Source organism: Conyzicola nivalis, assembly GCF_040548875.1.
In the GTDB taxonomy this organism is placed as follows: domain Bacteria; phylum Actinomycetota; class Actinomycetes; order Actinomycetales; family Microbacteriaceae; genus Conyzicola; species Conyzicola nivalis_A.
On record NZ_JBEPSJ010000003.1, the window covers coordinates 366,569 to 391,136 of the forward strand.

The 24,568-nt window shown below is 70.1% G+C and carries 19 protein-coding genes and 1 pseudogene; 9 read left to right on the plus strand and 11 right to left on the minus strand.

Annotation, left to right across the window (positions count from 1 at the left end):
- Positions 1 to 60: 60 nt before the first annotated feature.
- From ABIE21_RS14255 to ABIE21_RS14265, 3 genes are read right to left on the minus strand one after another with little or no spacing between them, the layout of a single operon-like run.
- The gene (locus ABIE21_RS14255) at positions 61 to 1,521 is read right to left on the minus strand and encodes a peptide MFS transporter (protein WP_354025490.1); all 1,461 of its coding nucleotides are present in this window, start codon (positions 1,519 to 1,521) and stop codon (positions 61 to 63) included.
- 47 nt (positions 1,522 to 1,568) lie between these two features.
- Positions 1,569 to 2,582 (minus strand): Gfo/Idh/MocA family protein, encoded by a 1,014-nt coding sequence (locus ABIE21_RS14260; protein ID WP_354025491.1) that lies wholly within the window; start codon positions 2,580 to 2,582, stop codon positions 1,569 to 1,571.
- Positions 2,583 to 2,614: 32 nt separating this feature from the next.
- Positions 2,615 to 4,015, minus strand: a complete 1,401-nt coding sequence (locus ABIE21_RS14265; protein ID WP_354025492.1) for a PLP-dependent aminotransferase family protein — start codon at positions 4,013 to 4,015, stop codon at positions 2,615 to 2,617.
- On the opposite strand from ABIE21_RS14265, the gene ABIE21_RS14270 reads away from it, so the two are divergent.
- Positions 4,014 to 5,045 carry a DMT family transporter gene (locus ABIE21_RS14270; RefSeq protein ID WP_354025493.1) on the plus strand — a complete coding sequence of 344 codons (1,032 nt, stop codon included), beginning with the start codon at positions 4,014 to 4,016 and terminating at the stop codon, positions 5,043 to 5,045. The genes ABIE21_RS14265 and ABIE21_RS14270 overlap by 2 nt on opposite strands.
- A 128-nt stretch (positions 5,046 to 5,173) precedes the next feature.
- Here ABIE21_RS14270 and rocD read toward each other — a convergent pair whose 3' ends face one another.
- Both rocD and ddaH read right to left on the minus strand, forming a co-directional pair.
- Complete coding sequence (gene rocD / locus ABIE21_RS14275) at positions 5,174 to 6,412, minus strand: ornithine--oxo-acid transaminase (protein WP_354025494.1); 1,239 nt, start codon at positions 6,410 to 6,412, stop codon at positions 5,174 to 5,176.
- On the minus strand, positions 6,409 to 7,281 hold the full coding sequence (gene ddaH / locus ABIE21_RS14280) for a dimethylargininase (protein WP_354025495.1): 873 nt from the start codon (positions 7,279 to 7,281) through the stop codon (positions 6,409 to 6,411). Before ddaH ends, rocD begins: the two co-directional genes overlap by 4 nt.
- A gap of 103 nt (positions 7,282 to 7,384) precedes the next feature.
- Here ddaH and ABIE21_RS14285 point away from each other — a divergent pair, with 103 nt between their 5' ends.
- A complete protein-coding gene (locus ABIE21_RS14285; RefSeq protein WP_184239377.1) occupies positions 7,385 to 7,822 on the plus strand; it encodes an Lrp/AsnC family transcriptional regulator in 438 nt (145 codons plus the stop codon).
- Positions 7,823 to 7,913: 91 nt separating this feature from the next.
- Here the strand turns inward: ABIE21_RS14285 and aceB are convergent, their stop codons facing one another.
- Together aceB and aceA are read right to left on the minus strand one after the other, a co-directional pair.
- Positions 7,914 to 9,539: a malate synthase A gene (aceB, locus tag ABIE21_RS14290; RefSeq protein ID WP_354025496.1), complete on the minus strand. Its 1,626-nt coding sequence runs from the start codon at positions 9,537 to 9,539 to the stop codon at positions 7,914 to 7,916.
- A 10-nt stretch (positions 9,540 to 9,549) separates the two neighbouring features.
- Complete coding sequence (aceA, locus tag ABIE21_RS14295) at positions 9,550 to 10,872, minus strand: isocitrate lyase (RefSeq protein WP_354025553.1); 1,323 nt, start codon at positions 10,870 to 10,872, stop codon at positions 9,550 to 9,552.
- Positions 10,873 to 11,001: 129 nt separating this feature from the next.
- Between aceA and ABIE21_RS14300 the strand changes: the two are divergent.
- A pseudogene (locus ABIE21_RS14300) lies at positions 11,002 to 12,467 on the plus strand (helix-turn-helix domain-containing protein).
- A 1-nt stretch (position 12,468) separates the two neighbouring features.
- Here the strand turns inward: ABIE21_RS14300 and ABIE21_RS14305 are convergent.
- Positions 12,469 to 12,981, minus strand: a complete 513-nt coding sequence (locus ABIE21_RS14305; RefSeq protein WP_354025497.1) for a hypothetical protein — start codon at positions 12,979 to 12,981, stop codon at positions 12,469 to 12,471.
- 25 nt (positions 12,982 to 13,006) lie between these two features.
- Positions 13,007 to 13,840 (minus strand): aldo/keto reductase, encoded by an 834-nt coding sequence (locus tag ABIE21_RS14310; protein WP_354025498.1) that lies wholly within the window; start codon positions 13,838 to 13,840, stop codon positions 13,007 to 13,009.
- Between the two features lie 109 nt (positions 13,841 to 13,949).
- On the opposite strand from ABIE21_RS14310, the gene ABIE21_RS14315 reads away from it, so the two are divergent.
- Complete coding sequence (locus ABIE21_RS14315; RefSeq protein ID WP_354025499.1) at positions 13,950 to 14,855, plus strand: hypothetical protein; 906 nt, start codon at positions 13,950 to 13,952, stop codon at positions 14,853 to 14,855.
- A complete protein-coding gene (locus ABIE21_RS14320; protein WP_354025554.1) occupies positions 14,855 to 15,208 on the plus strand; it encodes a GntR family transcriptional regulator in 354 nt (117 codons plus the stop codon). The genes ABIE21_RS14315 and ABIE21_RS14320 overlap by 1 nt, the downstream gene beginning before the upstream one ends.
- Before the next feature lie 46 nt (positions 15,209 to 15,254).
- Here the strand turns inward: ABIE21_RS14320 and ABIE21_RS14325 are convergent, their stop codons facing one another.
- Entirely contained in the window at positions 15,255 to 18,761 is a 3,507-nt protein-coding gene (locus ABIE21_RS14325; protein WP_354025500.1) for a bifunctional proline dehydrogenase/L-glutamate gamma-semialdehyde dehydrogenase, read from the minus strand.
- A gap of 125 nt (positions 18,762 to 18,886) precedes the next feature.
- On the opposite strand from ABIE21_RS14325, the gene ABIE21_RS14330 reads away from it, so the two are divergent.
- From ABIE21_RS14330 to ABIE21_RS14345, 4 genes are all read left to right on the plus strand, one after another.
- A complete protein-coding gene (locus tag ABIE21_RS14330) occupies positions 18,887 to 19,771 on the plus strand; it encodes a LysR family transcriptional regulator (RefSeq protein WP_354025501.1) in 885 nt (294 codons plus the stop codon).
- 74 nt (positions 19,772 to 19,845) lie between these two features.
- Entirely contained in the window at positions 19,846 to 20,511 is a 666-nt protein-coding gene (locus ABIE21_RS14335; protein WP_354025502.1) for a TetR/AcrR family transcriptional regulator, read from the plus strand.
- Positions 20,512 to 20,517: 6 nt separating this feature from the next.
- On the plus strand, positions 20,518 to 22,086 hold the full coding sequence (locus tag ABIE21_RS14340; RefSeq protein ID WP_354025503.1) for a phytoene desaturase family protein: 1,569 nt from the start codon (positions 20,518 to 20,520) through the stop codon (positions 22,084 to 22,086).
- Between the two features lie 80 nt (positions 22,087 to 22,166).
- The gene (locus tag ABIE21_RS14345) at positions 22,167 to 23,504 is read left to right on the plus strand and encodes an FAD-binding oxidoreductase (RefSeq protein WP_354025504.1); all 1,338 of its coding nucleotides are present in this window, start codon (positions 22,167 to 22,169) and stop codon (positions 23,502 to 23,504) included.
- A 132-nt stretch (positions 23,505 to 23,636) separates the two neighbouring features.
- On the opposite strand, the gene ABIE21_RS14350 is transcribed toward ABIE21_RS14345, so the two are convergent.
- Positions 23,637 to 24,512 carry a DNA-3-methyladenine glycosylase family protein gene (locus ABIE21_RS14350; protein WP_436232344.1) on the minus strand — a complete coding sequence of 292 codons (876 nt, stop codon included), beginning with the start codon at positions 24,510 to 24,512 and terminating at the stop codon, positions 23,637 to 23,639.
- Between the last annotated feature and the right edge of the window lie 56 nt (positions 24,513 to 24,568).

The following is a 24,568-nucleotide window of genomic DNA, read 5'->3' on the forward strand; positions in this document are numbered from 1 at the left end:
CGATCTGTGCACAGATCCGCGCCTGTGGATAAACGTATGGATAAGGGTAGGGATAAGGACCTACCGCACCCCGCGCATCAGCTTCAGCACCGGCCGGCTCGCCACGACGAGAACAACGCCGATCGCGATCGCGATGGCTCCGAGCGCACCGAAGTACGGCACCTCGTTCTCCGGGTCGTAGAGGGCGGCCAACTGGCCCGACGCCGCCGATCCGATCGCGATCGACAGGAAGAACAGCGCCACCATCTGGGTGCGGAACTTCGCGGGTGCCAGCTTCGTCGACACAGACAGGCCGACCGGCGACAGCAGCAGCTCCGAAACAGTGAAAACCAGCAGGATCAGCACGATGGCGATGATCGGGGTGCCGTTCTCTCCGGTTCCGACGAAGGGCAGGAAGAGGAGGAAGCCGACGCCGACGCCGAGCGTACCGAGCCCGAATTTGACCGGCGTCGACGGCTGCCTCGTCCCCAGCTTTGTCCACAGGGCGGCGAACACTCCGGAGAGCACGATGATGAAGATCGGGTTGATCGACTGCACCCACGAGACGGGGAACTCCCACCCGAGGATGCTGCGGTCCAGCCGCTCGTCGGAGTAGATCGTGATCACCGTGAACTGCTGTTGGTAGATCGACCAGAACGCGGCGCTGGTGAGGAACAGCGGGATGAACGCGATGACCCGGCTGCGCTCCACGGCCGTGATCGACCGACTGGAGAGGATCACGACGAAGTAGGCGATCGCCGACAATCCGGTGACGACGATGACGATGAGCGCGAGGTTCGTGGAGTTGACGAGACCGACCAGCACGAGAACCACCACGATGACGATGCCGGCCACCACGATCGCGGCCATAGCGGGGTACCTGCGACGGGGCAGCGGATTGGGGATCTCGCGGGCCGCATCCGGAAGCCTCTTTCGACCGAACGCGTACTGGGTGAGGCCGATGGCCATTCCGACGGCGGCGAGTCCGAAGCCATAGTGGAACCCGAGCGTCGACTGCAGCAGACCGGTGAGCAGCGGGCCGAAGAACGCGCCGAGGTTGATTCCGAGGTAGTAGATAGAGAACCCGGCGTCGCGCCTCGGGTCCTCCTCCGAATAGAGAGTGCCGACGATGGAGGTGGCCGTGGCCTTGAGCCCGCCGCTGCCGAGCGCGATCAGGATGAGACCGACGGTGACGCCGGCGAACCCGGGGATGAGCGCGAGCGCGATGTGGCCGCACATCACCACGGTCGCGCTGATGAACAGCGTGCGCTCGCTGCTGAGCAGCCGGTCGGCGACCCACGCGCCGAGCACCGTCGAGAGGTAGACGCCGCCGCCGTATGCCCCCACGATGCCGGCGGCCCCCGCCTGGTCGAGACCGAGGCCGCCCTCCGTCGCCGCGTAGTAGAGGTAGATGAGCAGGATGCCCTGCATGCCGTAGAACGAGAACCGCTCCCAGGTCTCGACGCCGAAGAGGGTCGCCAGCGACCGAGGCTGTCCGAAGAAACCGGTGTCTCGCGAGACGTCTTTGTCCGTTGCGCTCATGGCCTCTGGGTTACACCCTCACAATGGGCGAGCGCAATAGAAGCCGGTCAGCGCGCCCCGAGCTGCGCCCGTGCCGCGTCGATCACGGCGAGAACCGCGACCGCGTCGTCGAGGGTGTGCAGCGGCGACTCGGTGAGACCATCGCCCACCGACCGGGCGACGGCAGCGGCCTGGAAGCACAGCACCTCGCGGTGGGTGAGCCCGGTCGAATCGTGCCACTCCGAGACATCCGACCCCACGACCACGCGCAACGACCCCGGCGAGTGGAACGGTCCCGCGACCTCGATGCGTCCGGCGGTGCCGTTGATCGCGGCGACCTGCGGCGTCTCGGCCCGCATGCTCGTCGTGACGACCGACTGCGCCCCGCCGGCGAAATCGAGCAGGAGCGCCGCCTGATCCTCGACCCCGGTCGGGGCGAGCGAGCCGCGGGCGGTCACCCGGTCCGGGGCGCCCAGCACGAAGTGCGAGAACCAGAGCGGGTAGACGCCGAGGTCGAGCAGAGCTCCTCCGCCGAGCGCCGGGTCGAATGCCCGCGACGCGGGGTCGTAGTCGAAGCGGGCCCCGAAGTCGGCGCTCACCGACAGCACCTCGCCGAGCGCGCCGTCGTCGAGGAGGCGGGCGATAACGTCGGTCTGCGGCATAAAGCGCGCCTTCATCGCCTCCATCGCGAACACACCGGCGGCGCGTGCGGCCTGCGCGATCTCGCGCGCCTCGGCGGCGTTCAGCGCGATGGGCTTCTCGACGAGCACGTGCTTGCCCGCCGCGATGGCCCTCAGGGCGAGGGCGCGGTGCTCGGAGTGCGGGGCCGCGATGTAGACGATGTCGACGTCCGGATGCGCCAGGAGTTCGTCGTAGCCGCCGTAACTGCGCGGGATGCCGTGCTCCGCGGCGAACGCCTCGGCTCGCTCGAGCGTGCGCGAGGCGACGGCGACCACCCGCTGGTCGGTGTTCGCGTGCACTGTGCGCACCCAGTCGTGGGCGATGCGGCCGGGGGCGAGGACGCCCCAGCGCAGCACGGTTCCTCCGCGTAGCGGGGCGATTCGGGCGTCAGGGAGCAGCATCCGCCCAGCCTAGGGCGTGCGCTTTCGCCCGGTCATCCGCGCAGCCCGGCGATCGCCCTCGCCAGCCGGTCGACCCCCTCAGGGATCTCGAGCGCGGGCGTCTCCCCGTAGGTGAGCCGCAGGTGCCCGCCGTCGGGCTCGGCCGGAAACCAGGCACGGCCCGCGGTGACTGCCACGCCCTCGGCGAGCGCAGCCGCGGTCACGGTCACGTCGTCGAAGCCGTCGGGAAGGCGCGCCCAGACGTGCATCCCACCGCGCGGACGCACCGTGATCGCGAGCTCCGGCAGCTTGTCGACGAGGCTCGCCACCAGCGCGTCGCGGCGCACGCCCAGCTCGGCCGACACCCGGCGGCGGTGCGTGGTCCAGGCCGGCGAGTTCACGAAGTCGGCTGCTGCCTCCTGCAGAGGACCCGCGACATAGAAGTCCTCGAGCGACTTGGCCGAGCGCAGCCGCGAGTAGGCGGCGCCCTTCGCGGTGAGCGCCGCGACCCTGAGGCCCGCCGCGATCGGCTTGGTGAGCGAACGGATGTGCACGACGTGCCCGTGCGGGTCGTTGCTGGCGAGCGACGCCGGCGCACCGCGCTCGATCGCGAGGTCGTGGGCGTAGTCGTCTTCGATGACGAACACCGAGTAGCGCTCGGCGATGCGCATGAGCTCTGCACGGCGCTCCGCCGCCATCGTCGTGCCGGTGGGGTTGGCGAACAGCGGCTGCGTGAGCACGACGCGCGCGTTCGTGCGCTCGAGGATTCCGGCAAGGAGGTCGGTGCGCATCCCCCGGTCGTCGACCGGCACCGGCGCGACGTCGAGTCCGTAGCTGCGCGAGATCGAGATCGCCCCGGTGTAGCTCGGGCTCTCGAGCACGATCGCCTCGCCGGGGCGCGTCAGCGCACGGATGGCGATCGACAGCGCGGCCTGGCCTCCAGAGGTGACGATCACGTTCGAGGCATCCACCCCGCCTATCTCGCGGGCGAACCACTGCCGCAGGCTCTCGCTGCCCTCGAGCGGTGAGCGCCCCCAGGTGCCCGGTCGGCGCAGGGCGCGGTTCATCGACGCCGACAGCGCCGCGGTCGGCACGAGGGACTCGTCGAGATAGCCGCCTGTGAGACGGATGACTCCCGCCGCGGGTTTCGTGAAAAGCGCGAGCGTGTTCGAGATGTCGTGCGGGGTGTGACCGCCGAGCGCCGCCTGCTGCCAGGAGGTGTCGGCGAGCGCGTGCGGGGCGAGCGCGCGGGCGATGAAGGTGCCCGACCCGGGGCGTGCGACGACGAGACCCTCCGCGCTCAGCTCGCGCACCACAGACTGCACCGTGAGCGGGGAGACGCCGTGCGCGTCCTGCAGGGCGCGAACCGAGGGCAGGCGGTCTCCCGGCGAGCCCGCGGCGACGATCTCGCGCAGCGCTCGCGACAGGGAGCGCGTGCTGTTATCGTCATCCATGAGAGCCCACGATAACGTTATTGACGCGGAACCGGTAACGGCGAGCGCCGTTTCCCGCCTGTGGATACCGGGCGCCGGCCTCGGATTTCTCGGGGTTCTCGCCTTCAGCTTCTCGCTGCCGGCCAACAAGCTTGCCGTCGCCGGAATCGATCCGCTCGGCGTCACGGTGCTTCGGGCCGCGGCCGCCGGGGTTCTCGCTGCCGGATACCTGCTCGCCGTGCGGGCGCGCCTCCCCCGCTGGTCCGACCTGCGCGACCTCGGTCTGTCGTCGCTCGGAGTGGTCATCGGCTTCCCGCTGTTCAGCTCCCTCGCGCTCACGACGAGCGGCTCGGGGCACAGCGCCGTTATCCTCGGCCTGCTGCCCGCGCTGACCGCCGTGTTCGCGGCGCTCGTCGGCGGCGAGCGGCTGCCGCGGGGCTTCTGGCTGGCGAGCGGCGCCGGCGTGCTGGTGCTGGTCGGATACCTGCTCGTGCACCAGTATCTGGAGACCGGCGACCTGAGCGTGGGCATCGGGGACTTCTGGATGCTCGCGGCCGCTGCCAGCGCCGGCTACGGCTACGCCATGGGCGGGCGTCAGGCAAAGGTGATGGGCGGAGCGCGCGCGATCTCGTGGTCGCTGGTCATCGTGCTGCCGGTGTCCGCGCCGATAGCAGCGGTCGTGTTCGCGACGCAGAGCTTCGACTTCACCACCGGAGTGGTCATCGGGATGCTCTACATCACCGTGATCTCGCAGTTCCTCGGGTTCTTCGCCTGGTACGGCGGACTCGCGCGTGGCGGGATCGCGCGCGTCGGCCAGCTGCAGCAGGTCCAGCCGCTGCTCACGCTGGCGTGGGCGGCGTTGATCCTCGGCGAGGACTTCGACCCGTGGACCATCGTCGTCGGCGTCGCGATCGCCGGCCTGGTCTGGGCGGCGCAGCGCGCGAGGTTCGCCGCCGCGCCCGGCGTCGAGGCCGTCGTTGCCGCGCCCGACGCCGCCGCCGCTGCGCTCAGAACCGAGGGGCAAGCAATCGACGTTCACGCCGCGCATTAGCGTCGGAACCTTGCCCCTCAGCTCGCCGGGCAGAACTGAGGGGCAAAGAATCGACGTTCAGCGGGGGTCTGGACGTCGATTGTTTGCCCCTCTGCAAGAAAGGGTCAGCGCGGCACCGCGCGCAGGGGTCAGCGCGCGGCCAGCTCCACGAGCACGGCCTCGAGCTGTGCGACGGCGAAGTCGAGGTCGTCGGCCGTCGCGACGATCGGCGGGGCGAACCGGATCGTCGACCCGTGCGTGTCCTTGACGAGCACGCCGCGCAGCATGAGCGCCTCGCAGACCTCGCGGCCCGTGGCCAGAGCGGGGTCGATGTCGACGCCCGCCCACAGCCCGGCGCCGCGCACTTCGACGACCCCACGCCCGATGAGCGCACGCAGGCCGCCCTGCAGTCGGTCGCCGAGCATCCGCGCCCTCTCCTGCATCTCTCCCGTCGCCAGCAGCTCGACGACCGCGAGGCCGACCGCCGCGGCGAGCGGGTTTCCGCCGAAGGTCGAGCCGTGCTCGCCGGGACGCAGCACACCGAGGATGTCGCGGTTGCCGACCACGGCGGAGACGGGCAGGATGCCACCGCCGAGAGCCTTGCCGAGCAGATACAGGTCGGGCACGACACCGGCGTTGTCGCACTCGAAGGTCGCCCCGGTGCGGCCGAGCCCCGACTGGATCTCGTCGGCGATGAACAGCACGTTTCGGCGCTCCGTGATCTCGCGCACGGCCGGGAGGTAGTCTGCGGGCGGCACGAGGATGCCGGCCTCGCCCTGGATCGGCTCGATGAGCACCGCGACGGTCGTCTCGTCGATCGCCGCCTCGAGAGCCGCGGCGTCGCCGTAGGGCACGCTCACGAAGCCCGGCGTGAACGGGCCGAAGTCGGCGCGTGCCTGCTCGTCGTTCGAGAAGCTGATGATCGTGGTGGTGCGTCCATGGAAGTTTCCGTCGGCGACGATGATCGTCGCCTCGTTCGGCTTGACGCCCTTCACCCGGTAGCCCCAGGCGCGGGCGACCTTGATGCCGGACTCGACGGCCTCGGCGCCCGTGTTCATCGGCAGCACCATGTCTTTGCCGGCGAGTTCGGCGAGCGCGGTGACGAACGGGCCGAGCTGGTCGTTGTGGAAGGCGCGGCTGGTGAGCGTGATGCGGTCGAGCTGGTCTTTCGCCGCCTTGACGAGGGCCGGATGACCGTGGCCGAAGTTCACCGCCGAGTATGCCGCGAGGCAGTCGAGGTAGCGGCGACCGTCGACGGCCGTGACCCACGCGCCTTCGCCCGAGCTCACGACGACCTCGAGCGGGTGGTAGTTGTGGGCGGCGTGGAGGTCTTCCTGCTGGAGGTATCCCTCGGTCGCCGAGCCTGTCGAAGCGGTCGTCGTGGTCATGAGCGCAGCTCCAGCGTGCAGCACTTCACTCCGCCGCCGCCGAGCAGCAGCTCGGAGAGGTCGACGCCGATCGGGTTGTAGCCGCGCTCGCGCAGCTGACGTTCGAAGTCGGTTGCCCGCGAGGCGATGACCACGTTGAGGCCGTCGCTGAAGCTGTTCAGCCCGAGCACGGCCGCGTCGTCCTCGTTCACGATGATCGCGTCGGGGTAGCGCGCGCGCAGGATCTCGAGGCTGGGTGCGTCGAACGCGCTGGGCAGGTACGCGATGTTCGGGTTCTCGAAGCCGGGCTGGGGGTCCAGTACGGCGATCGCCGTGTCGAGGTGGTAGAAACTCGGGTTGACGAGGGTGAGCGTGACGACCTCGCGGCCGAAGATCTCGCCGATCTCCTCGTGGCTGTTGCTCGCGCTGCGGAAGCCCGTGCCAGCCAGGATCGCGTCTCCGACGAGGAGGAAGTCGCCCTCGCCCTCGTTGATGTTCTGCGGAACGCGCACCTCGAAGCCGTTGGCGCCGAACCAGTCCATGTAGGCGGGGCCCTCTGGCTGGCGCTGCGGGTAGGTGAAGCTCGCGCCGTAGGCGATGCCGTCGAGCACGAATCCGCCGTTGGCCGCGTAGACCATGTCGGGCAGGCCGTCGATCGGGTCGACGAGCTTCACGTCGAAGCCGAGGTCGAGGTAGGTGTTGTAGAGGGTCTCCCACTGGCGCACCGCGAGGCTCGTGTCGGTCGGCAGGGCCGGGTCCATCCACGGGTTGATCCGGTAGACGACGGTGAAGAAGTCGGGGCGGCACATCAGCACGGTGCGTTTGCTGGCGACGCGTCCCGCCTTCGCGGCGGGTTCGGGCGCGCTCAGAGTTGGCTCGGTGAGGGTCATGTCTCCAGTGTCACACGCACCATCTGGCGTTTTTTCGCTGTAACGCGCACTTTTTCGCCGTCTATTGGTCGGACGAAGCACGTAATCGTCCTAGGGTGGCCTGATGGACAGTCTCGATTACGGCATCATCGATCAACTCCGCCTCAACGCACGGGCGGGGTACGGCGACATCGGTGACATCATCGGCCTCTCGGCGTCGGCCGTGAAGCGCCGGGTCGACCGCCTCGTCTCAGACGGAGTCATCCGCGGCTTCACGATCCAGGTCGACCCCGCCGTCGACGGCCTCTCGACCGAGGCGTACGTCGAGCTGTTCTGCCGCGGCACCGTCGCGCCCGACGAGCTGCGCCGCATTCTGTCGGGGATTCCGGACGTGGTGGATGCCGGAACGGTGACGGGCTCCGCGGACGCGATCGTGCACATGCGCTCGCGAGACATCGCCTCGCTCGAGCTCGCCCTCGAGCGGGTGCGCGTCGCGCCGAACGTCGACCACACGCGCAGCGCGATCGTGCTGTCGAGGCTGATCAGCCGGTCGCACGACTAGGAACCCCGCCGGTTGAGTAGGCCGCCCACGGCCGTATCGAAACCAAGGTCTGCGCAAGGTCGGTTTCGATACAGGCCGTAGACGGCCTTACTCAACCAGCGGGGGCGACGACCGGCTGCTCGACCAGGTAACGCGCGTACGCACCGACGGTGAGGAACGTCGGGAACTCCTCGTGCAACGCCACCTCCCGGAAGACCTCGGCCGCATCATCCACCCTGTCGCCCGCACCGCGGGGCAGCCCGCCCACGACCTCGGCCAGCAGCCCCTCGACGAACTGCCTCGTGATGGTCGTGCCTTCCGCCGTGACCGTGTCGGTGTGGATCCACTGCCAGATCTGGCTGCGTGAGATCTCGGCGGTCGCGGCGTCTTCCATGAGATCGTCGATCGCCGCAGCGCCGACGCCGCGCAGCCAGCTGTCGATGTAGCGCACCGCGATCGACACGTTGTCGCGCACCCCGGCGTCGGTGACCACGCCTCCCGCCGAGCGGATGTCGAGCAGCTGCGCCGCCGTGACGTGCACGTCGTCGCGCAGCCGGTCGAGCTGGTTCGGACGGTCGCCGAGCACGGCGTCGAACTCGGCGCGCGCGGTCGCGATCAGCCCGGGATGCGCGACCCAGGTGCCGTCGAAGCCGTCGCCCGCCTCGCGGCGCTTGTCGGCGCTCACCTTCTCGAGCGCGCGCTCGGTGACGGCGGGGTCCTGCCGGTTCGGGATGAACGCGCTCATGCCCCCGATGGCGTGGGCGCCGCGCTTGTGGCAGGTGGCGACGAGCAGCTCGGTGTAGGCCCGCATGAACGGCACCGTCATGGTGATCGACGCGCGGTCGGGCAGCACGTAGAAGCGTCCGCGCCCGCGGTAGTTCTTGATGATCGAGAAGATGTAGTCCCAGCGCCCGGCGTTCAGGCCGGCACAGTGGTCGCGCAGCTCCCAGAGGATCTCGTCCATCTCGAACGCCGCGGGGATCGTCTCGATCAGCACGGTGGCGCGGATCGTTCCGGGCTCCAGCCCGAGCCGCTGCTCGGCGAAGGCGAACACGTCGTTCCACAGCCGGGCCTCGAGGTGCCCCTCCAGCTTCGGCAGGTAGAAGTACGGTCCGCGGCCGCCTTCGACGAGGGCGTGGGCGTTGTGGAAGAAGTACAGCCCGAAGTCGACCAGGCTCGCGGACGCGGCCATCGCGGTGCCCGCCCGGTCGGTGTACCGGAGGTGCTTCTCGACGAGGTGCCAGCCGCGCGGGCGCATCACGATCGTGGGTGTCTGCTCGGCCGTGACCGCGTAGTGCCTGCCGGTATCGCTCGTGAACTCGAGGTCGCCGCGCACCGCGTCGAATAGCGTGAGCTGGCCGCCGACGACGTTCGCCCAGGTCGGGCTCGTGGCGTCCTCCTGATCGGCGAGCCAGACGTTCGCGCCCGAGTTGAGCGCGTTGACCGCCATCTTGCGGTCGGTCGGGCCGGTGATCTCGACGCGACGGTCGTCGAGGCCGGGTCCGGCGCCGGCGACGCGCCAGGTCGTGTCGTCGCGGATGGCGGCCGTCTCCGGGAGGAAGGTGAAATCCCGCCCGTTTCCGAAGTCGTAGCGGCGTTGCATCCGGTCGGCGAGGCGAGTGTGACGCTGCCCGCTGAACCGGTCGTGCAGTTCGGCGACGAAGCCGAGCGCGGCGTCGGTGAGGATCTCGTCGTAGCGGTCGCCGCGGGGGCCGGTGATGTCGATGCGTGTGGTCATTTTGTGCTCCTTAGTGAAACTGCTGGGACTCGGTGCTGCCGACGAGGGCGAGGGTCTCGCTGCCCGGGTTGAGGGCGGTCGAGATGCGGTCGAAGTAGCCGGTTCCGACTTCGCGCTGGTGACGCGTGGCGGTGTAGCCGTCGGCCTCGGAGGCGAACTCGGCCTCCTGCAGGTCGACGTAGGCGCTCATGTGCCGCTGGGAGTAGTCGCGGGCGAGCGTGTACATGGAGTGGTTGAGGGCGTGGAATCCGGCGAGGGTGATGAACTGGAACGCGTAGCCCATCGCGGCGAGCTCGCGCTGGAAGGTCGCGATCTGCGCGTCGTCGAGGTGCGACCGCCAGTTGAACGACGGCGAGCAGTTGTAGGCGAGCTTCTTGCCGGGGAACTCGCGGTGGATGCTCTCGGCGAAGATGCGCGCGAGCTCGAGGTCGGGCTCCGCGCTCTCGACCCAGAGCAGGTCGGCGTACGGGGCGTAGGCGTGGCCGCGGGCGAGCACCGTCTCGATGCCGGGCCGCGTGCGGAAGAATCCCTCCTCGGTGCGGTCGCCGGTGAGGAACGGGCGGTCGCGCTCGTCGACGTCGCTCGTGACGAGGTCGGCGGCGAGGGAGTCGGTGCGGGCGATGACGATGGTGGGAACCCCCGCGACGTCGGCCGCGAGACGGGCCGCGTTCAGGGTGCGGATGTGCTGCCGCGTGGGTACCAGCACCTTGCCGCCCATGTGCCCGCACTTCTTCTCGCTCGCGAGCTGGTCCTCCCAGTGCACGCCCGCCGCGCCGGCCTCGATCATCGAGCGCATCAGCTCGTAGGCGTTGAGCGGTCCGCCGAAGCCTGCCTCCGCGTCGGCGACGATGGGGGCGAGCCAGTCGGTCGCGGTCGCCCCTTCGACAGACTCAGCAACCGCGGTCGCTGAGCCTGTCGAAGCATCGATCTGGTCGGCGCGCAGCAGCGCGTTGTTGATGCGCCGCACCACCGCGGGAACCGAGTTCGCCGGGTACAGGCTCTGGTCGGGATACGTCTGTCCCGAGAGGTTGGCATCGGCGGCGACCTGCCAACCGCTCAGGTAGATCGCCTTGAGACCGGCGCGCACCTGCTGCACCGCCTGGTTGCCGGTGAGCGCACCGAGCGCGGGCACCCACTCCTCGGTCTGCAGCAGGTTCCACAGGGTGTGCGCGCCGCGGGTGGCGAGGGTGTGCTCCTCGCGCACCGTTCCGCGCAGCGCCACGACGTCGTGCGCCGAGTAGTCACGCACGATGCCGTTCCACCGCGCGTCGGTCTTCCACGAGGTCTCGAGCTGTACTTCGGTCTGCGTCTCATCGCCGGGTCGGATGTTCATGGTCTCTCCTTCGAAATCGGTCACTGCTTCGACTATTCGCCCGGATCATCCGCCGATTCCCGAATCCGCCCGCAGAAGATTCGCCCTTCTTCTATTTCGCTTAAGAAGCGTGCGTGCCACCCTGTTGCCATGGCAGACACCGGCGTCGACGCCCTTCAGGCTGAAGGCATGCTCGATTCACTGACGATCGGCCGACGCGTGCGGCAGCTGCGCCGGATGCGCGGACTCACCCTCGACGACATCGGGGCGGCGATCGGCCGAGCCGCCTCGCAGGTGTCGGTAATCGAGAACGGCAAGCGCGAACCGAAGGTGAGCGAGCTGCAGTCGATCGCCCGCGCGCTCGGCGTGGGCCTCGACGAGCTGCTCACGAGCGAGGCGCCGACGGGGCGGCCGGCGCTCGAGATCGCGCTCGAGCGCGCGCAGCGTGGGCCGCTGTTCGCGAGTCTCGGGCTCGCCTCCCTCCCGGTGCGCAAGACGCTGAGCGACGACGCGATCCGCACGATCCTCGCCCTGCACGCCGAGCTCGAGCGCGTGCACAGCGAGCGCGCCGCGACTCCGGAGGAGGCCCGTCGCGCCAACACCCAGCTGCGGCGCACGATGCGCACGCAGAACAACTACTTCCCCCAGCTCGAGGCGATCGCGAGCGAGCTGCTGGCGGCCGTGGACCACTCGGGTGGTCCGCTGTCGCAGCGCGTGGCATCCGACCTCGCCTCGCACCTGGGCTTCTCGCTGCACTACGTGAACGACCTGCCATCGTCGACCCGCTCCGTCACCGATCTGAAGAACGGGCGCATCTACCTCCCGGTCGTGCACACCGACCACGACCCGCGGTCGGCACTGCTGCAGGCACTCGCCAGCTTCGCGCTCGGAACACGCGAGCCCACCGACTACGCCGACTTCCTGCGGCAGCGGGTCGAGACCAACTACCTCGCGGCCGCGCTGCTGATCCCCGAGGCGCGTGCCGTGCGCTTCCTGACAGAGGCGAAGGAGCTGAAGCAGCTCTCGGTCGAAGACCTGCGCGACGCCTTCGCCACCTCGTACGAGACCGCGGCGCACCGCTTCACCAACCTCGCGACCGAGCACCTCGGAATCCCGGTGCACTTCCTCAAGGTGCACGAGAGCGGCACCATCTCCAAGGCCTACGAGAACGACAGGGCGGCGTTCCCGACCGACGTGCTGGGCGCCGTCGAGGGGCAGGTCGTCTGCCGCAAGTGGAGCGCGCGGCAGGTGTTCGACGTCGAGGACCGGTTCAGCCCGTACCACCAGTACACCGACAAGCCGGCGGGCACCTACTGGTGCACGTCGAGCATTCAGTCGACGGCGCAGGGCGCGTTCTCGGTGAGCGTCGGCACGCCGTTCGCCCACGCCAAATGGTTTCGCGGACGCGACACCGTCAACCGGCAGGTCTCGAGCTGTCCGGATGACTCGTGCTGCCGCCGCGCGCCGGCGGGGCTCGCCGCGAAGTGGGCGATCAGTCGTGGCCGAGCGCACGGCTGCAGTCGTCGTTGCTCGCGGCCATGCCGACGGGGGTGTTTCCCGGAGTGGACAGCACCGAGGTGTACGAGTTCCTCGAGGCGCACAGCCCCCGCGGTTAGATCAGTTGCCCGGCGGGTCGACCAGCAGCCCCACCCGGTCGGCGAGGTACGAGTCGAGCGCGACCGACTGCGCGGGGTGGGTCGGATTCCACCGCACACGCGCGCGGCCGCCGTCGAGGTACAGCGGCGACGAGGAGTCGCTCAGCGCCTCCACGTCTATCGGCTCGGTGTCGAAGTTCACGGTGTCTCCCTCGGCGAACCTGCCGGCGTGCGCGGCGGCGCGATAACCCCGTCGCACCTCGACCCCCGGCGACTGGTAGCCCGGATACCCGGCGGGCACGGCCCGGGTGATCTTGCCCGTCGCGCGCAGGCTGCCGTCGCGACCGAGCAGCAGAACACCGAGCGGCCAGACGCGGCCCACCGGCAGCATCACCGGCTTGCGCTGCACGAGCAGCACCCGCTTCGGCGTCGTGAAGGTCGCGAGCGCCTCGTCGGGAACCCCGGCGGCGTCGAGCCGTTCGACGGCGCGCGCGAGCAGCTCGCGGATCGCACCGACCACGGCGTCGTCGCTCACGTCGGTCACCCTCGGTCGGCCTCGGTCAGTGGCCGCTCACGTCGGAGTCGACCCCGGCGTCCGGTCCCTCCGAGAACTCCGCGATGACGGCGAGGTCGTCGGCCGTGAGCTCGAAGTCGAAGACCGCGAGGTTGTCGGCAAGGCGGTCGTGCGAGCGGCTCTTCGGGATGGCGACGAGCCCCTGCTGAACGTGCCAGCGCAGCACCACCTGGCCCGGGGTTCGCCCGTGCTCTCCCGCGATACGCAGGATGCGCGCATCCGTCAACAGCCCTGTCCCCGGGGCGAGCGGGCTCCACGACTCGGTGACGACGCCGAGGTGATGGTTCGCCGCACGCTGCTCGGCACGCACCACGTAGGGGTTGATCTCGACCTGGTTGACGGCCGGGGTGATGCCGGTCTCGGCGACGAGCCGCTCGAGGTGCGCCGGCTTGAAGTTCGAGACTCCGATCGAGCGGGTCTTCCCCTCCTCCATGAGCTTCGCGAAGGTGCGGAAGGTGGAGATGTACTCGTCGCGCTGAGGCAGAGGCCAGTGGATGAGCAGCAGGTCGACATGGTCGAGGCCGAGTCGGTCGAGCGAGGAGTCGAGACCGCGGATGGCGCGATCATCGCCTTGGAACTGCCCGTCGAGCTTCGTCGTCACGAACAGCTCGTCGCGGGCGAGGCCCGTGGCGGCGATACCCGCCCCCACGCCCTTCTCGTTGCCGTACTTCGCGGCGGTGTCGATGTGGCGGTAGCCGAGCTGGGCCGCCTCGACGATGACCGACGCCACCTCGTCGTCGCCGAGCGGCCAGGTGCCGAGGCCGATCTGCGGGATGGAGTGACCGTCGTTGAGCGGGATGCGTGGAGCGAGAGAGACCATGCCTCCAGCCTCGCAGACCGCGGCGCGGGCGGCCACCCGCGCTTGACACTCCGATTTGTATTGCTACGATGGTACAAACGACGCACAAACTACTGCGAAGGAGTGACCCATGGACGGTGGAGCCTGGTTCATCAGCATTCTCATCTCGATCGGCATGATCGTGGGGTTCGCGCTTACGTTCGTGCCGTTCTGCGCACGGTGGAGCGCCCACCGGCATGCGGCTAGCATCCGCATCGACCTGCCGGCTCATCTCGAACGCACCGTCGCCGCCCGGCTCATGGCCAGGTCACGCGGCGGCAGCCTCGGCGGCCTCGTCTTCACTGCGGCGGCCGCGCTCGCCTTCCACTTCGAGGTAGGTGTAAACAACGACAGCCAGCTGACCGGCCTGTTCATCGTCGGTTCGACCTTCGCCGGCGTCGCCACCGGAACCGCCGTCGCGGCGCTCACCGGCAGCAGGACGATCTCACCCGACCGGCCGAGGGTCGCCCGCGCTCGCGCCGTGGCGGTGAGCGACTACCTCGCCCCCTTCGAGCTGATCGGCGCGCGGATCGTCGTGTTCGCCGCCGTGGGTGTGCTGCTCGTCACGACCGTCGTCGCGGCACCGGGCGCGGGTGGCTCGCTGTTCGCCATCGCCTTCTTCGCGATCTTCGGCGCGGTCTCGCTCGCGCTGTTCGAGGTGGCGAGCCGTCGCATCGTCGACCTGTCGCAGCCCGCCGGCTCGACGGCCGAGCTCGTCTGGGACGACGCGATCCGAGCATCGTCTTTGCGCGACCTGGTCACGGCCCCGCTCGCGCTCGGCGCCTACTGCCTCGTGTTCGGAGTCTTCGGCATCGCCGAGTCGAGCGCCCACCCCGCGGCCATGCTCGTGTCGTGGGTGGTCGGATCCATCTTCGCGCTGACGGGCCTCGCCGCCGCGGTCTACTCGATCGCGACCCGGCCGCAGCGGTACTTCGTCGACCGGCTCTGGTCGGACCTGCGGGCGAGCGACCTCGATCTCGTTGCGGATGTGGCGTGATGCTCTCGATCGACCCCCGCTCCGCCACTCCGCCGTTCGAGCAGCTGCGCCTGCAGCTCATGGAACAGGTACGCGGCGGCGAGCTCGCCGCCGGAGCCAAGCTGCCCACCGTGCGACGCCTCGCCGACGACCTCGGACTCGCCCCGAACACCGTGGCGCGCTGCTACCGGGAGCTCGAGCGTGACGGCTTCATCGAGACGCGCGGACGCAACGGCTCGTTCGTGAGCGCCCAGGGCGACGCCGCAGAGCAGCAGGCGCAGGTCGCCGCTCGGGCGTACGCCGACCGCGTGCGGCAGCTCGGCGTCTCGCCGGATGCGGCGCTCGACTGGGTGACGGCGGCGCTGCGGGGGTAGCGCGGCGAGGGATGCTTCGTTCGCGAGCCGTGCGGCCGGGTGGCCGCTAGACGCGCAGGCCGATCATCGCGGCGTCGGGGTTGCCGAAACGGTGCGCGGTGATGCTCACGGCCTGCTCGCGCAGGAACGGCAACAGCTCGACCCGGCCGGCCGAGGTGAGCGGTCCGGCGTAGATCGCGAGGTCGGGTGTTCCTCCGACGGCTTCCGCGAGCGCCGAGGCGTCGCCGCCGAGCAGGCGCACCCGCGGGGTCGTGATGCCGCCGGCCGCCGCACGGTCGAGCCACGCGGCATCCGACTCGACGACGACGCCGGAGACGCGCACGGGGCTCAGCCCTCCGCTGAACTGGCTCATCAGCGACGCGGGCAGCGGCACCGCCGAGCTGACCGAGATCGTCGACCCGGCACGCGTCGCGGCGGCGATCACGCGCACGAGGTCGCCGAGCGGGCTGCCCTCGGCGAGACGCAGGGTCACCGGCACCGGCAGGTAGCGGAACACGTTGCGCTCGACCTCGAGCCCGGAGGCGTCGCGGCTCACGCCGAACTCCTGCTGCCACGCGAGCTCGTCGCTCAGCGCGCCGCGGCGCACGGAGTCGAACTCGAGGAACTCGAGGCCGCTCTGGGCCTGCTTGATCAGGCTCGCGACGGGAGCGCTCAGTCCATCGAGACGCAGGTCTTCGTCGGGAGTGGCCGCGACGGGCGCCCAGGAGCCGAGGGTCATCAGGTAGTTCGGGCCGCCGGCCTTGGTGCCGGCTCCGACGGAGGATCGCTTCCAGCCGCCGAAGGGCTGGCGCTGCACGACGGCGCCCGTGATGCCGCGGTTGACGTAGACGTTTCCGGCGTCGACGCGGGCGAGCCAGTGCGCGACCTCGTCGCCGTCGAGCGAGTGGATGCCCGCGGTGAGGCCGTATGCGCTCGCGTTCTGCAGCTCGATCGCCTCGTCGAGCGTGGCGGCGGTCATGATGCCGAGCACCGGTCCGAAGTACTCGGTGAGGTGGAACTCGCTGCCGGCGGCGACGCCCTCGCGCACGCCGGGCGACCAGAGCCGGCCGGCCTCGATCAGGTCGTCGGTCGGCAGTTCGCGGGGCTTCACGAGCCACGACTGGCCGGGTTCGAGCGAGGTGAGCGCGCGCAGCAGCTTGCCGTGCGCCGGCTCGACGATCGGTCCCATCTGGCTGAGCGGGTTCTGGGGGACTCCGACGCGCAGGGTGCGCACCGCGTCGACGAGCTGGCGGCGGAAGCGCTCCGACTTCGCGACGGATCCGACGAGCACCACGAGCGAGGCTGCCGAGCACTTCTGTCCGGCGTGCCCGAAGGCGCTCTTCACGATGTCGGCGACGGCGAGGTCGAGGTCGCCGCTCGGCGTGACGATGATGGCGTTCTTGCCGCTGGTCTCGGCGAGCAGGGGCAGGTCGGGACGCCACGAACGGAACAGCTGCGCGGTCTCGTAGCCACCGGTGAGGATCACGCGGTCGACGGCGGGGTGCGCGACGAGCTCACGGCCGAGGTCGCCCTCTTCGATGTCGACGAGACGCAGCACGTCGCGCGGCACTCCCGCCTCCCAGAGGGCCTCGATCATGACGGCCGCGCTGCGGCGGGCCTGCGGTGCCGGCTTGATGATCACGGCGCTGCCCGAGGCGAGCGCGGCCAGCACCGAGCCCGCGGGGATCGCGACCGGGAAGTTCCACGGCGGCGTCACGACGATGAGCCGCGACGGCGCGAAGGTGGCGTCGGCCACCGCGCCCAGGTCGAGCGAACGCGCCGCGTAGTAGTGCGCGAAGTCGATCGCCTCGCTCACCTCGACGTCGCCCTCGGCGATCGTCTTGCCGGTCTCGCTGGCCATGACCTCGATGAGGCGGCCCCGGAAGACGCCGAGCACGTCGCCGGCGTCGTGCAGGATGCGGGCACGGGACTCGGCGGGGAGCGCCTGCCACCCGGCCGCCGCGTGCACCGTGGCGCCGACGGTGGTGAGCAGGGTGTCGAGGTCGTCGATGCGTGCATCGGAGATGGTCTCGACGCCGAGCTGCGAGGTGGCGCTGCGCTCGAGGATGCGCAGACCCCACGCGCGGTTGGCGGCGATCGAGTTGTCGGTGTCCGGCTCGTTCTGGAACTCGTCGAGCTCGAGAGGCGGCTCGACCTCGGGGTTCGCGCGGTTCTGCACGCGGTTGGAGAGTGGCACGTGCCTGTCGAGCGCCTCGATCGACGCGACGAAGCGGCCCTGCTCACGCGCGAAGATCTTCTCGTTGCTCGACAGCTCGAAGAGCGCGCTCATGAAGTTCTCGGTGCTCGCGTTCTCCTCCAGCCGGCGGATCAGGTAGCTGATGGCGGAGTCGAACTCGCCGGGGTGCACCACGGGCGTGTAGAGCAGGAGGGATCCGACGTCCTTCTTCACGGCCTCGGCCTGGCCGGTGGCCATGCCGAGCAGCATCTCGAACTCGACGCGGCTCTCCACCCCGCGCTGCTTCGCGAGCAACCAGGCGAAGGCGACGTCGAACAGGTTGTGGCCGGCGACGCCGATGCGCACGGCGTCGGTGCGGTCGGGCGTGAACGCCCAGTCGAGCACTCGCTTGTAGTTGGTGTCGGTCTCGACCTTGCTCGACCAGGTCGCGAGCGGCCAGCCGTGCATGGTGGCGTCGACGTACTCCATCGCGAGGTTGGCGCCCTTGACGACGCGCACCTTGATGCCGGCCCCGCCCGTCGCGCGACGTGCGGTCGCCCACGCGGTGAGCCCCTGCAGCGCGGAGAGCGCGTCGGGCAGGTAGGCCTGCAGCACGATGCCGGCCTCGAGGTCGCGCAGCTGCGGCTGGTCGAGGAGGGTCTCGAAGACGGCGACGGTCAGGTCGAGGTCGTGGAACTCCTCCATGTCGAGGTTGATGAACTTCGGCGTCGGCGAGGCGGCGGCGAGCTCGTAGAGCGGCGTCAGGCGGGAGACCACGCGCGCGACCGTCTCGTCGAACGCCCACATCGAGAGCTGGCTCGAGACCGACGACACCTTGATCGACACGTAGTCGACGTCGTCGCGGCCGAGCAGGTCGAGGGTGCCGGCCAGGCGGCTGTCGGCCTCTCCCTCGCCGAGCACCGCCTCGCCGAGCAGGTTGAGGTTGAGGCGCACGCCGCCCTCGCGCAGGTGGGCGAGGGTCTTGTCGAGGCTCTTCGGGGTCGCGTCGATGACCAGGTGGCCGACCATGTTGCGCAGCACCCGGCGGGCGATCGGCACGACGATCCAGGGCAGCAGGGTGGCGAATCCGCCGCCGAGCGCGATCGCGGCGCGCAGGTACCAGGGCAGGAACCTGGGGATCCTGTGGCTCAGCTGTTCGAGGTTGCGGGCGGCGACTCTGAGGTCTTCCGGGCGCACGACCCGGTCGACGAACCCGATCGTGAACTCGAGTCCGCGGGGGTCCTTGAGCACTCCCGCGAGGCGTGCGGCACTGGCATCCGTCTTCACCCCCGCGCTCTCGGTGAGCCAGCGGCGCACCGTGGCGACGGTCTCGTCGACCATCGCGGCGCCCGTGACGTCGTCGGTGGGACTTTCGGAGTTGCGGCGCTCAATCGACATGCTCACGAGAATAAGCCTCCCTCGTCACGGTTGCTGGAAAGCACCAGTGTCCCTCGCCGCTTCCTAAAGTAAAAGCGAATGTTTACGTACGATATTGTTCAGTTCTACCTGAAGAATGGATGCTCGTGCTCGACCTGAAGAGACTGCGGCTGTTACGAGAGCTGAAGATCCGCGGAACCATCACCGCTGTCGCCGAGGCGTACTCCTACAGCCCGTCGTCGGTGTCGCAGCAGCTCGCGTTGCTCGAGACCGAGGCCGGAGTGCCGCTGCTGACGAAGTCGGGCCGGCGCGTGCAGCTCACGCCGCAGGCCGAGGTGCTCGTGACCCACACCACGCAGCTGCTCGAGCGGATGGAGCTGATGGAGACGGAGCTGGTCTCGAGCCTCACCGAGGTGCGCGGCACCGTGCGGCTCGCGGTGTTCCAGTCGGCGGCGCTCGGCATCATCCCTCAGGCGCTCACCCTGCTCGCCGCGGAGTATCCCGCGCTGCGGGTGGAGATCACGCAGCGCGAGCCCGAGAACGCGCTGTTCGAGGTCTGGGCCCGCGAGTTCGACCTCGTCATCGCCGAGCAGTACCCGGGCCACGCCGCACCCCGACAGCCCGACCTCGACCGGGTCGGGCTGTGCGAGGACGAGTTGCGCCTCGGTGTGCCCGCGGAACGCGGCATCCGCTCGATCGCCGACGCCTCGTCGCTGCCCTGGGTGATGGAGCCGCGCGGAACGGCGAGCCGGCACTGGGCCGAGCAGCTCTGCCGGCAGCACGGGTTCGAGCCCGACGTGCGATTCGAGACGGCCGACCTGCAGGCGCACATCCGGCTGATCGAGTCGGGCAACGCCGTGGCTATCCTGCCCGACCTGGTCTGGGCGGGGCGCACTCCGTCGGTCGAACTGGTGCGGCTCGAGGGCTCGCCGACCCGCACGGTCTTCACTTCGGTGCGGGAGTCGAACAGGGGCCGACCAACGATACTCGCCTGCCGAGACATCCTCAATCGGTCGGTCTCTTTCGTGTAGGCCGCGGCCCGCCTGTCGTCGTCGGCCTCGGCCGCGGGTACTCTGGCTGCAGGAAATCAGGCAGGAGTTTCACCATGAGCACCGAAATCGCAGGTGCGAGTCTGCGCCGGGTTCCACGGCAGGACCGCAGCGAACAGCGCTTCGAGCTAATCCTCGACACCACGGCCGCCCTCATCGACGAGGTCGGCTACGGCAATCTCACGACCTCGCTCATCGCCAAGCGCGTCGGAATGTCGGGCCCGGGGATCTACCGCTACTTCGACGGGCTCCAGGCCATCGCCAGCGCTCTCGCCACCCGCAACCTGCACCGCTTCCTCGAGAACGCCACCTCGATCCTCTCCGACGAGAACGTCACCTGGCAGGAGGCGATGGCGAACGCCGTCGACATCTACTGCGAGATGCACCGCAGCGAACCCGGCTTCCGCTGGCTGCGCCTCGGCGACGCGATCGACCGCCACCTGATCGACGAGTCCGACACGAACCGCAAGGTCGTTGCGCGCATGATGGCCGAGGTCTTCATCTCCCGCTACAAGGTCAGCCCGCGCGACGACCTGCTCGAGCACGTCGAGATCATGGTGGAGATCGTCGACAGCCTCACCGCCCGGGCGTTTATGACGAACCCCAAGGGCGACGAGTTCTTCATCGACGAGTGCTCGCGCATCGTCATCGGCTACCTCGCCGACTACCTCGCCGCGACGGTCGAAGAGGCCGAGCGCCGCGAACGGCTCGCGACCCGGTAGCGACCGATGAGGTCGAGCGCCGACGTCGTGATCGTGGGCGGCGGGCACAACGGCCTCGTCGCCGCCGCGTATCTCGCGCGGGCGGGGCGCCGGGTCGTTCTGCTCGAACGCCTCGACCGGGTCGGAGGCGCCGCGGTCTCGTCCCAGGCGTTCGAGGGGGTGGAGGCCAGGCTCTCGCGGTACTCCTACCTCGTGTCGCTGCTGCCGAAGCGGGTGATCCGCGAGCTCGGTCTCGACATCCGGCTCGAACGGCGCCGCTACTCCTCATATACGCCGTCGCCCGGCACCGACCGCGGACTGCTCGTCGACCACGGCGACCCCGTCGCGACCGCTGCCTCGTTCGCCTCGATCGGGGCCGGGCTCGACGCCGCCGCATGGCCGGGGTTCTACGCGCGAACCGGGGCCCTCGCCCGCGCGCTCTTCCCGACGGTGACCGAGCCGCTGCTCACCCGCGCCGAGGCACGCCGCGCGGTGGCCGACGACGCGATCTGGCACGACTTCGTCGAGCGGCCCGTCGGCGAGGTCGTCGAGCGCACGTTCACCGACGACCTGGTGCGCGGGGTCGTGCTGACCGACGCGCTGATCGGCACGTTCGCGCCGAACATCGACGAGTCGCTGGCCGGCAACCGATGCTTCCTCTATCACGTCATCGGCAACGGAACGGGCGACTGGGATGTGCCCGTCGGCGGGATGGGGGCCGTCTCCGGGGCGCTGGAGGCGGCCGCGCGGCGGGCCGGCGCCGAGATCGTGACGGGCGCCGAGGTCGTCGCGATCACACCGGACGGCGAGGTGAGCTACCGCCACGGCGAGCGCGAGACCTCGGTCGGCGCCGAGGTGGTGCTCGCCAACGTCGCGCCGCACGTGCTGGCGCGGCTGACCGGAACGGCGGATGCCACACCGAAACCCGAGGGCGCCCAGGTCAAGGTCAACATGCTGCTCTCGCGCCTGCCCCGGCTGCGTGACCCGGCGCTCGACCCCACGGCGGCGTTCGGCGGCACCTTCCACATCAACGAGTCGTGGAGGCAGCTCGGCACCGCCTTCTCGGCTGCGGCTGCGGGCGGCGTCCCTGACCCGCTGCCGTGCGAGATCTACTGCCACTCGCTGACCGACCCGAGCATCCTGTCGCCCGAGCTGCGCGCGAGCGGCGCGCAGACGCTCACGGTCTTCGGCCTGCACACGCCGCACCGTCTCGTCGACGGCGCAACCGACGACGAGCACGAAGCGCTGCGCGAACGGCTGCAGCGTGCCGCGATCGGGAGCCTCGACTCCGTGCTCGCCGAGCCGATCGAGCCGCTGCTGCTGCGCGACGCTGCCGGCCAGCCGACTATCGAGACCAAGACCACCCTCGACGTCGAGCGGGCGCTCGGGATGCCCGGAGGCAACATCTTCCACGGCCCGCTGTCGTGGCCGTTCGCCGACGACGACGCCGACCTGTCGACGCCCGCCGCCCGCTGGGGAGTCGCCACCGAGCACGCGCGGGTGCTGCTCTGCGGCTCGGGCGCGAGGCGCGGCGGTGCCGTGAGCGGACTCGGCGGGCACAACGCCGCGATGGCCGTACTCGAGTCGCATCCGTAGCCTCCACCGCCCCGCTACGCCCCCGACTCGCACCGCAACACGCCTTTGTCCGGCCGTGCGCTTTGCTATATGGTCGGCCCATGATCGACATCACCGAGCTGCGTTCACGAGTCTCCGGCCCCGTGCTGACCGCCTCCGACGAGGGGTTCGCGGCCGAAGTCGCCGGGTACAACCTCGCGGTCTCCAACACGCCGGACGTCGTGGTCGGTGCGGCCGACGCCGACGACGTCGTCGAGGCGGTGCTCTTCGCCCGCGAGCTCGCGCTGCCCGTGCACGTGCAGTCCACCGGCCACGGCGCGCACGCAGACATCACCGACGGCATGCTGATCAGCACGAAGCGGCTCAACTCGGTGAAGATCGACCTGGCCAACCGCGTCGCCACCATCGGCGCCGGCGCGCGCTGGGGCAGGGTGATCTCCGCCGCCGCGCAGCACGGCCTCGCTCCGATCGCGGGCGCCTCGACACAGGTCGGCGTCGTCGGCTACCTCACGGGCGGCGGGTTCGGACCGCTGAGCCGCAGCCACGGCGTCTCCTCCGACTACGCTCGCGGCTTCACCGTCGTCACCGGCCGCGGCGAGCTCGTCGAGGCGACGCCGACCGAGAACGACGACCTCTACTGGGCGCTGCGCGGAGGCAAGAACGGGCTCGGCGTCGTCACCCAGGTGCGGTTCGAGCTCGTCGAGCTGTCGTCGCTCTACGCGGGATCGCTGCTGTTCGAAAGCCAGCACGTCGAGAAGGTGCTGCGCGGCTGGCTCGACTACACCCAGACCGCCGCCGACACCGTGACGACGAGCATCGCGCTGCTGCGCTTTCCGCCGATCGACGCGGTGCCCGAGCCGATGCGCGGCAAGAACTTCGCGAGCGTGCGCTTCGCCTACCCGGGCGACATCGGCGAGGGCAAGCGGCTCGCGGCGGCACTGCGCTCGCTCGCTCCTGTGTTCATCGACTCGATCGGCGAGCTGCCGGTCGACGAGATCGGGCTGATCCACAACGACCCGGAGGGCCCGAGCCCGGCATGGAGCAACGGCACGCTGCTGTCGCACGGCTCCCCCGAGCTCGCCACCGCTGTGCTGGGCGCGGTCGGCCCCGGCGCGCGCATCCCCTTCGTCGCCGCCGAGCTGCGCCACCTCGGCGGGGCCGTGCGCAGCGACGTGCCCGAGGGGTCCGCGGTCGGCGGACGCTCGGCCGAGTACACCTTCACGCTGATCGGGGCGCCGGAGCCGAGCCTGTTCGCCAAGCTGATTCCGGATGCCGCGTCCCAGATCTTCGACGCCCTGCGACCGTGGATCAACGAGGAGTCGAACATCAACTTCCAGAACAACGGCGGCGCGGGCACCCCGGCCTGGTCTGCGGAGACCTCCGCCCGGCTCGGCACGGTGCGCGTCGCGCACGACCCCGATCGCATCTTCCCGCACTGACCGACCGGCGCCGCGAGCAGTTCTGCCGAATGAAGGAGATTTCGCGACCGATCACCGGCCTGCCGCGAAAACCTGTGACTTGGCGGTAGTTCTTCCTTCATTTGGCAGCCGGGACTGGGGCCGGCGGCCGGCTCAGTGCCGGCGGTGGTCCTGGATCGTCATCCGGGGGCCGAACGCGGGCTTGCGGAACCCGCTCGCCTCGATCAGCCGCATCACGCGCTGGCGGTGGCCGGTGTACGGCTCGAGCAGCTCCAGCATCCCGTCGTCGTCGACCGGCTTGCCGATGAGGGCCCAGCCGACCACGGCGGGCAGGTGGTAGTCGCCCACGCTCGGCGAGTCGGGGTCGCCGTGCGAGCGCTGCGTGGTCTCCGCCGCCGTCCACACGCCGATGCCGGGGATCGAACGCAGCTTGGCCGCGACCTCCGGGCCGCCGCGGCCGTGCGAGAGGGTGCGTTCCAGGGACGAAGCGACGGATGCCGCGCGCATGACGGTCGCGGACCGCTGGGGTCCGACTCCCGCGGTGTGCCACTCCCATGACGGGATGCGCCGCCAGCGCTCCGCGCTCGGGAAGACGCGCATGCCGTCCGGCGCGGGACCCGGAGGCACGTCGCCGAACTTGGTGAGGAGCGTGCGCCACCCGCGACGGGCCTCGATGCCCGTCACCTTCTGCTCGAGGATCGCGATGAGGAGCATCTCGAAGACCTGCCGGGTGCGCAGCAGCCGCAGGCCGGGGTTGCGACGGAGCGCATCGGCGAGAAACGGATTGCCCGAGACATCCAGCCCGCTCCAGTCGTCTCCCTCGCCCAGCAGCTCGGGCACCCCGGCGATCGCCCATTCCGCCCCGTCGCCCCACGCCCGAGCCTCGACGGAGCCCGCCCTCGTCGTCAGGTGGAGCGTCGCCGGCCCCATCGGGGTGAGCATGGTGCGCCATATTCCGGAGTCGTCGACGCGCATCGTCGGGTCGAGGCGGCCGCGCACGAGCGGCCGGAGGGTAACCCGTGTATCCACGGGCGTGCGCGGAGTGTAGGTTGTATATGCGAGGGGTGCTGCATCCATCGAACCGA

Coding starts and splice junctions, on each gene's coding strand:
- ABIE21_RS14255 (WP_354025490.1), bottom strand. CDS start 1,521: ATGAGCGCAACGGACAAAGACGTCTCGCGAGACACCGGTTTCTTCGGA.
- ABIE21_RS14260 (WP_354025491.1), bottom strand. CDS start 2,582: ATGCTGCTCCCTGACGCCCGAATCGCCCCGCTACGCGGAGGAACCGTG.
- ABIE21_RS14270 (WP_354025493.1), top strand. CDS start 4,014: ATGAGAGCCCACGATAACGTTATTGACGCGGAACCGGTAACGGCGAGC.
- ABIE21_RS14265 (WP_354025492.1), bottom strand. CDS start 4,015: ATGGATGACGATAACAGCACGCGCTCCCTGTCGCGAGCGCTGCGCGAG.
- rocD (WP_354025494.1), bottom strand. CDS start 6,412: ATGACCACGACGACCGCTTCGACAGGCTCGGCGACCGAGGGATACCTC.
- ddaH (WP_354025495.1), bottom strand. CDS start 7,281: ATGACCCTCACCGAGCCAACTCTGAGCGCGCCCGAACCCGCCGCGAAG.
- ABIE21_RS14285 (WP_184239377.1), top strand. CDS start 7,385: ATGGACAGTCTCGATTACGGCATCATCGATCAACTCCGCCTCAACGCA.
- aceB (WP_354025496.1), bottom strand. CDS start 9,539: ATGACCACACGCATCGACATCACCGGCCCCCGCGGCGACCGCTACGAC.
- aceA (WP_354025553.1), bottom strand. CDS start 10,872: ATGAACATCCGACCCGGCGATGAGACGCAGACCGAAGTACAGCTCGAG.
- ABIE21_RS14310 (WP_354025498.1), bottom strand. CDS start 13,840: ATGGTCTCTCTCGCTCCACGCATCCCGCTCAACGACGGTCACTCCATC.
- ABIE21_RS14315 (WP_354025499.1), top strand. CDS start 13,950: ATGGACGGTGGAGCCTGGTTCATCAGCATTCTCATCTCGATCGGCATG.
- ABIE21_RS14320 (WP_354025554.1), top strand. CDS start 14,855: ATGCTCTCGATCGACCCCCGCTCCGCCACTCCGCCGTTCGAGCAGCTG.
- ABIE21_RS14325 (WP_354025500.1), bottom strand. CDS start 18,761: ATGTCGATTGAGCGCCGCAACTCCGAAAGTCCCACCGACGACGTCACG.
- ABIE21_RS14335 (WP_354025502.1), top strand. CDS start 19,846: ATGAGCACCGAAATCGCAGGTGCGAGTCTGCGCCGGGTTCCACGGCAG.
- ABIE21_RS14340 (WP_354025503.1), top strand. CDS start 20,518: ATGAGGTCGAGCGCCGACGTCGTGATCGTGGGCGGCGGGCACAACGGC.
- ABIE21_RS14345 (WP_354025504.1), top strand. CDS start 22,167: ATGATCGACATCACCGAGCTGCGTTCACGAGTCTCCGGCCCCGTGCTG.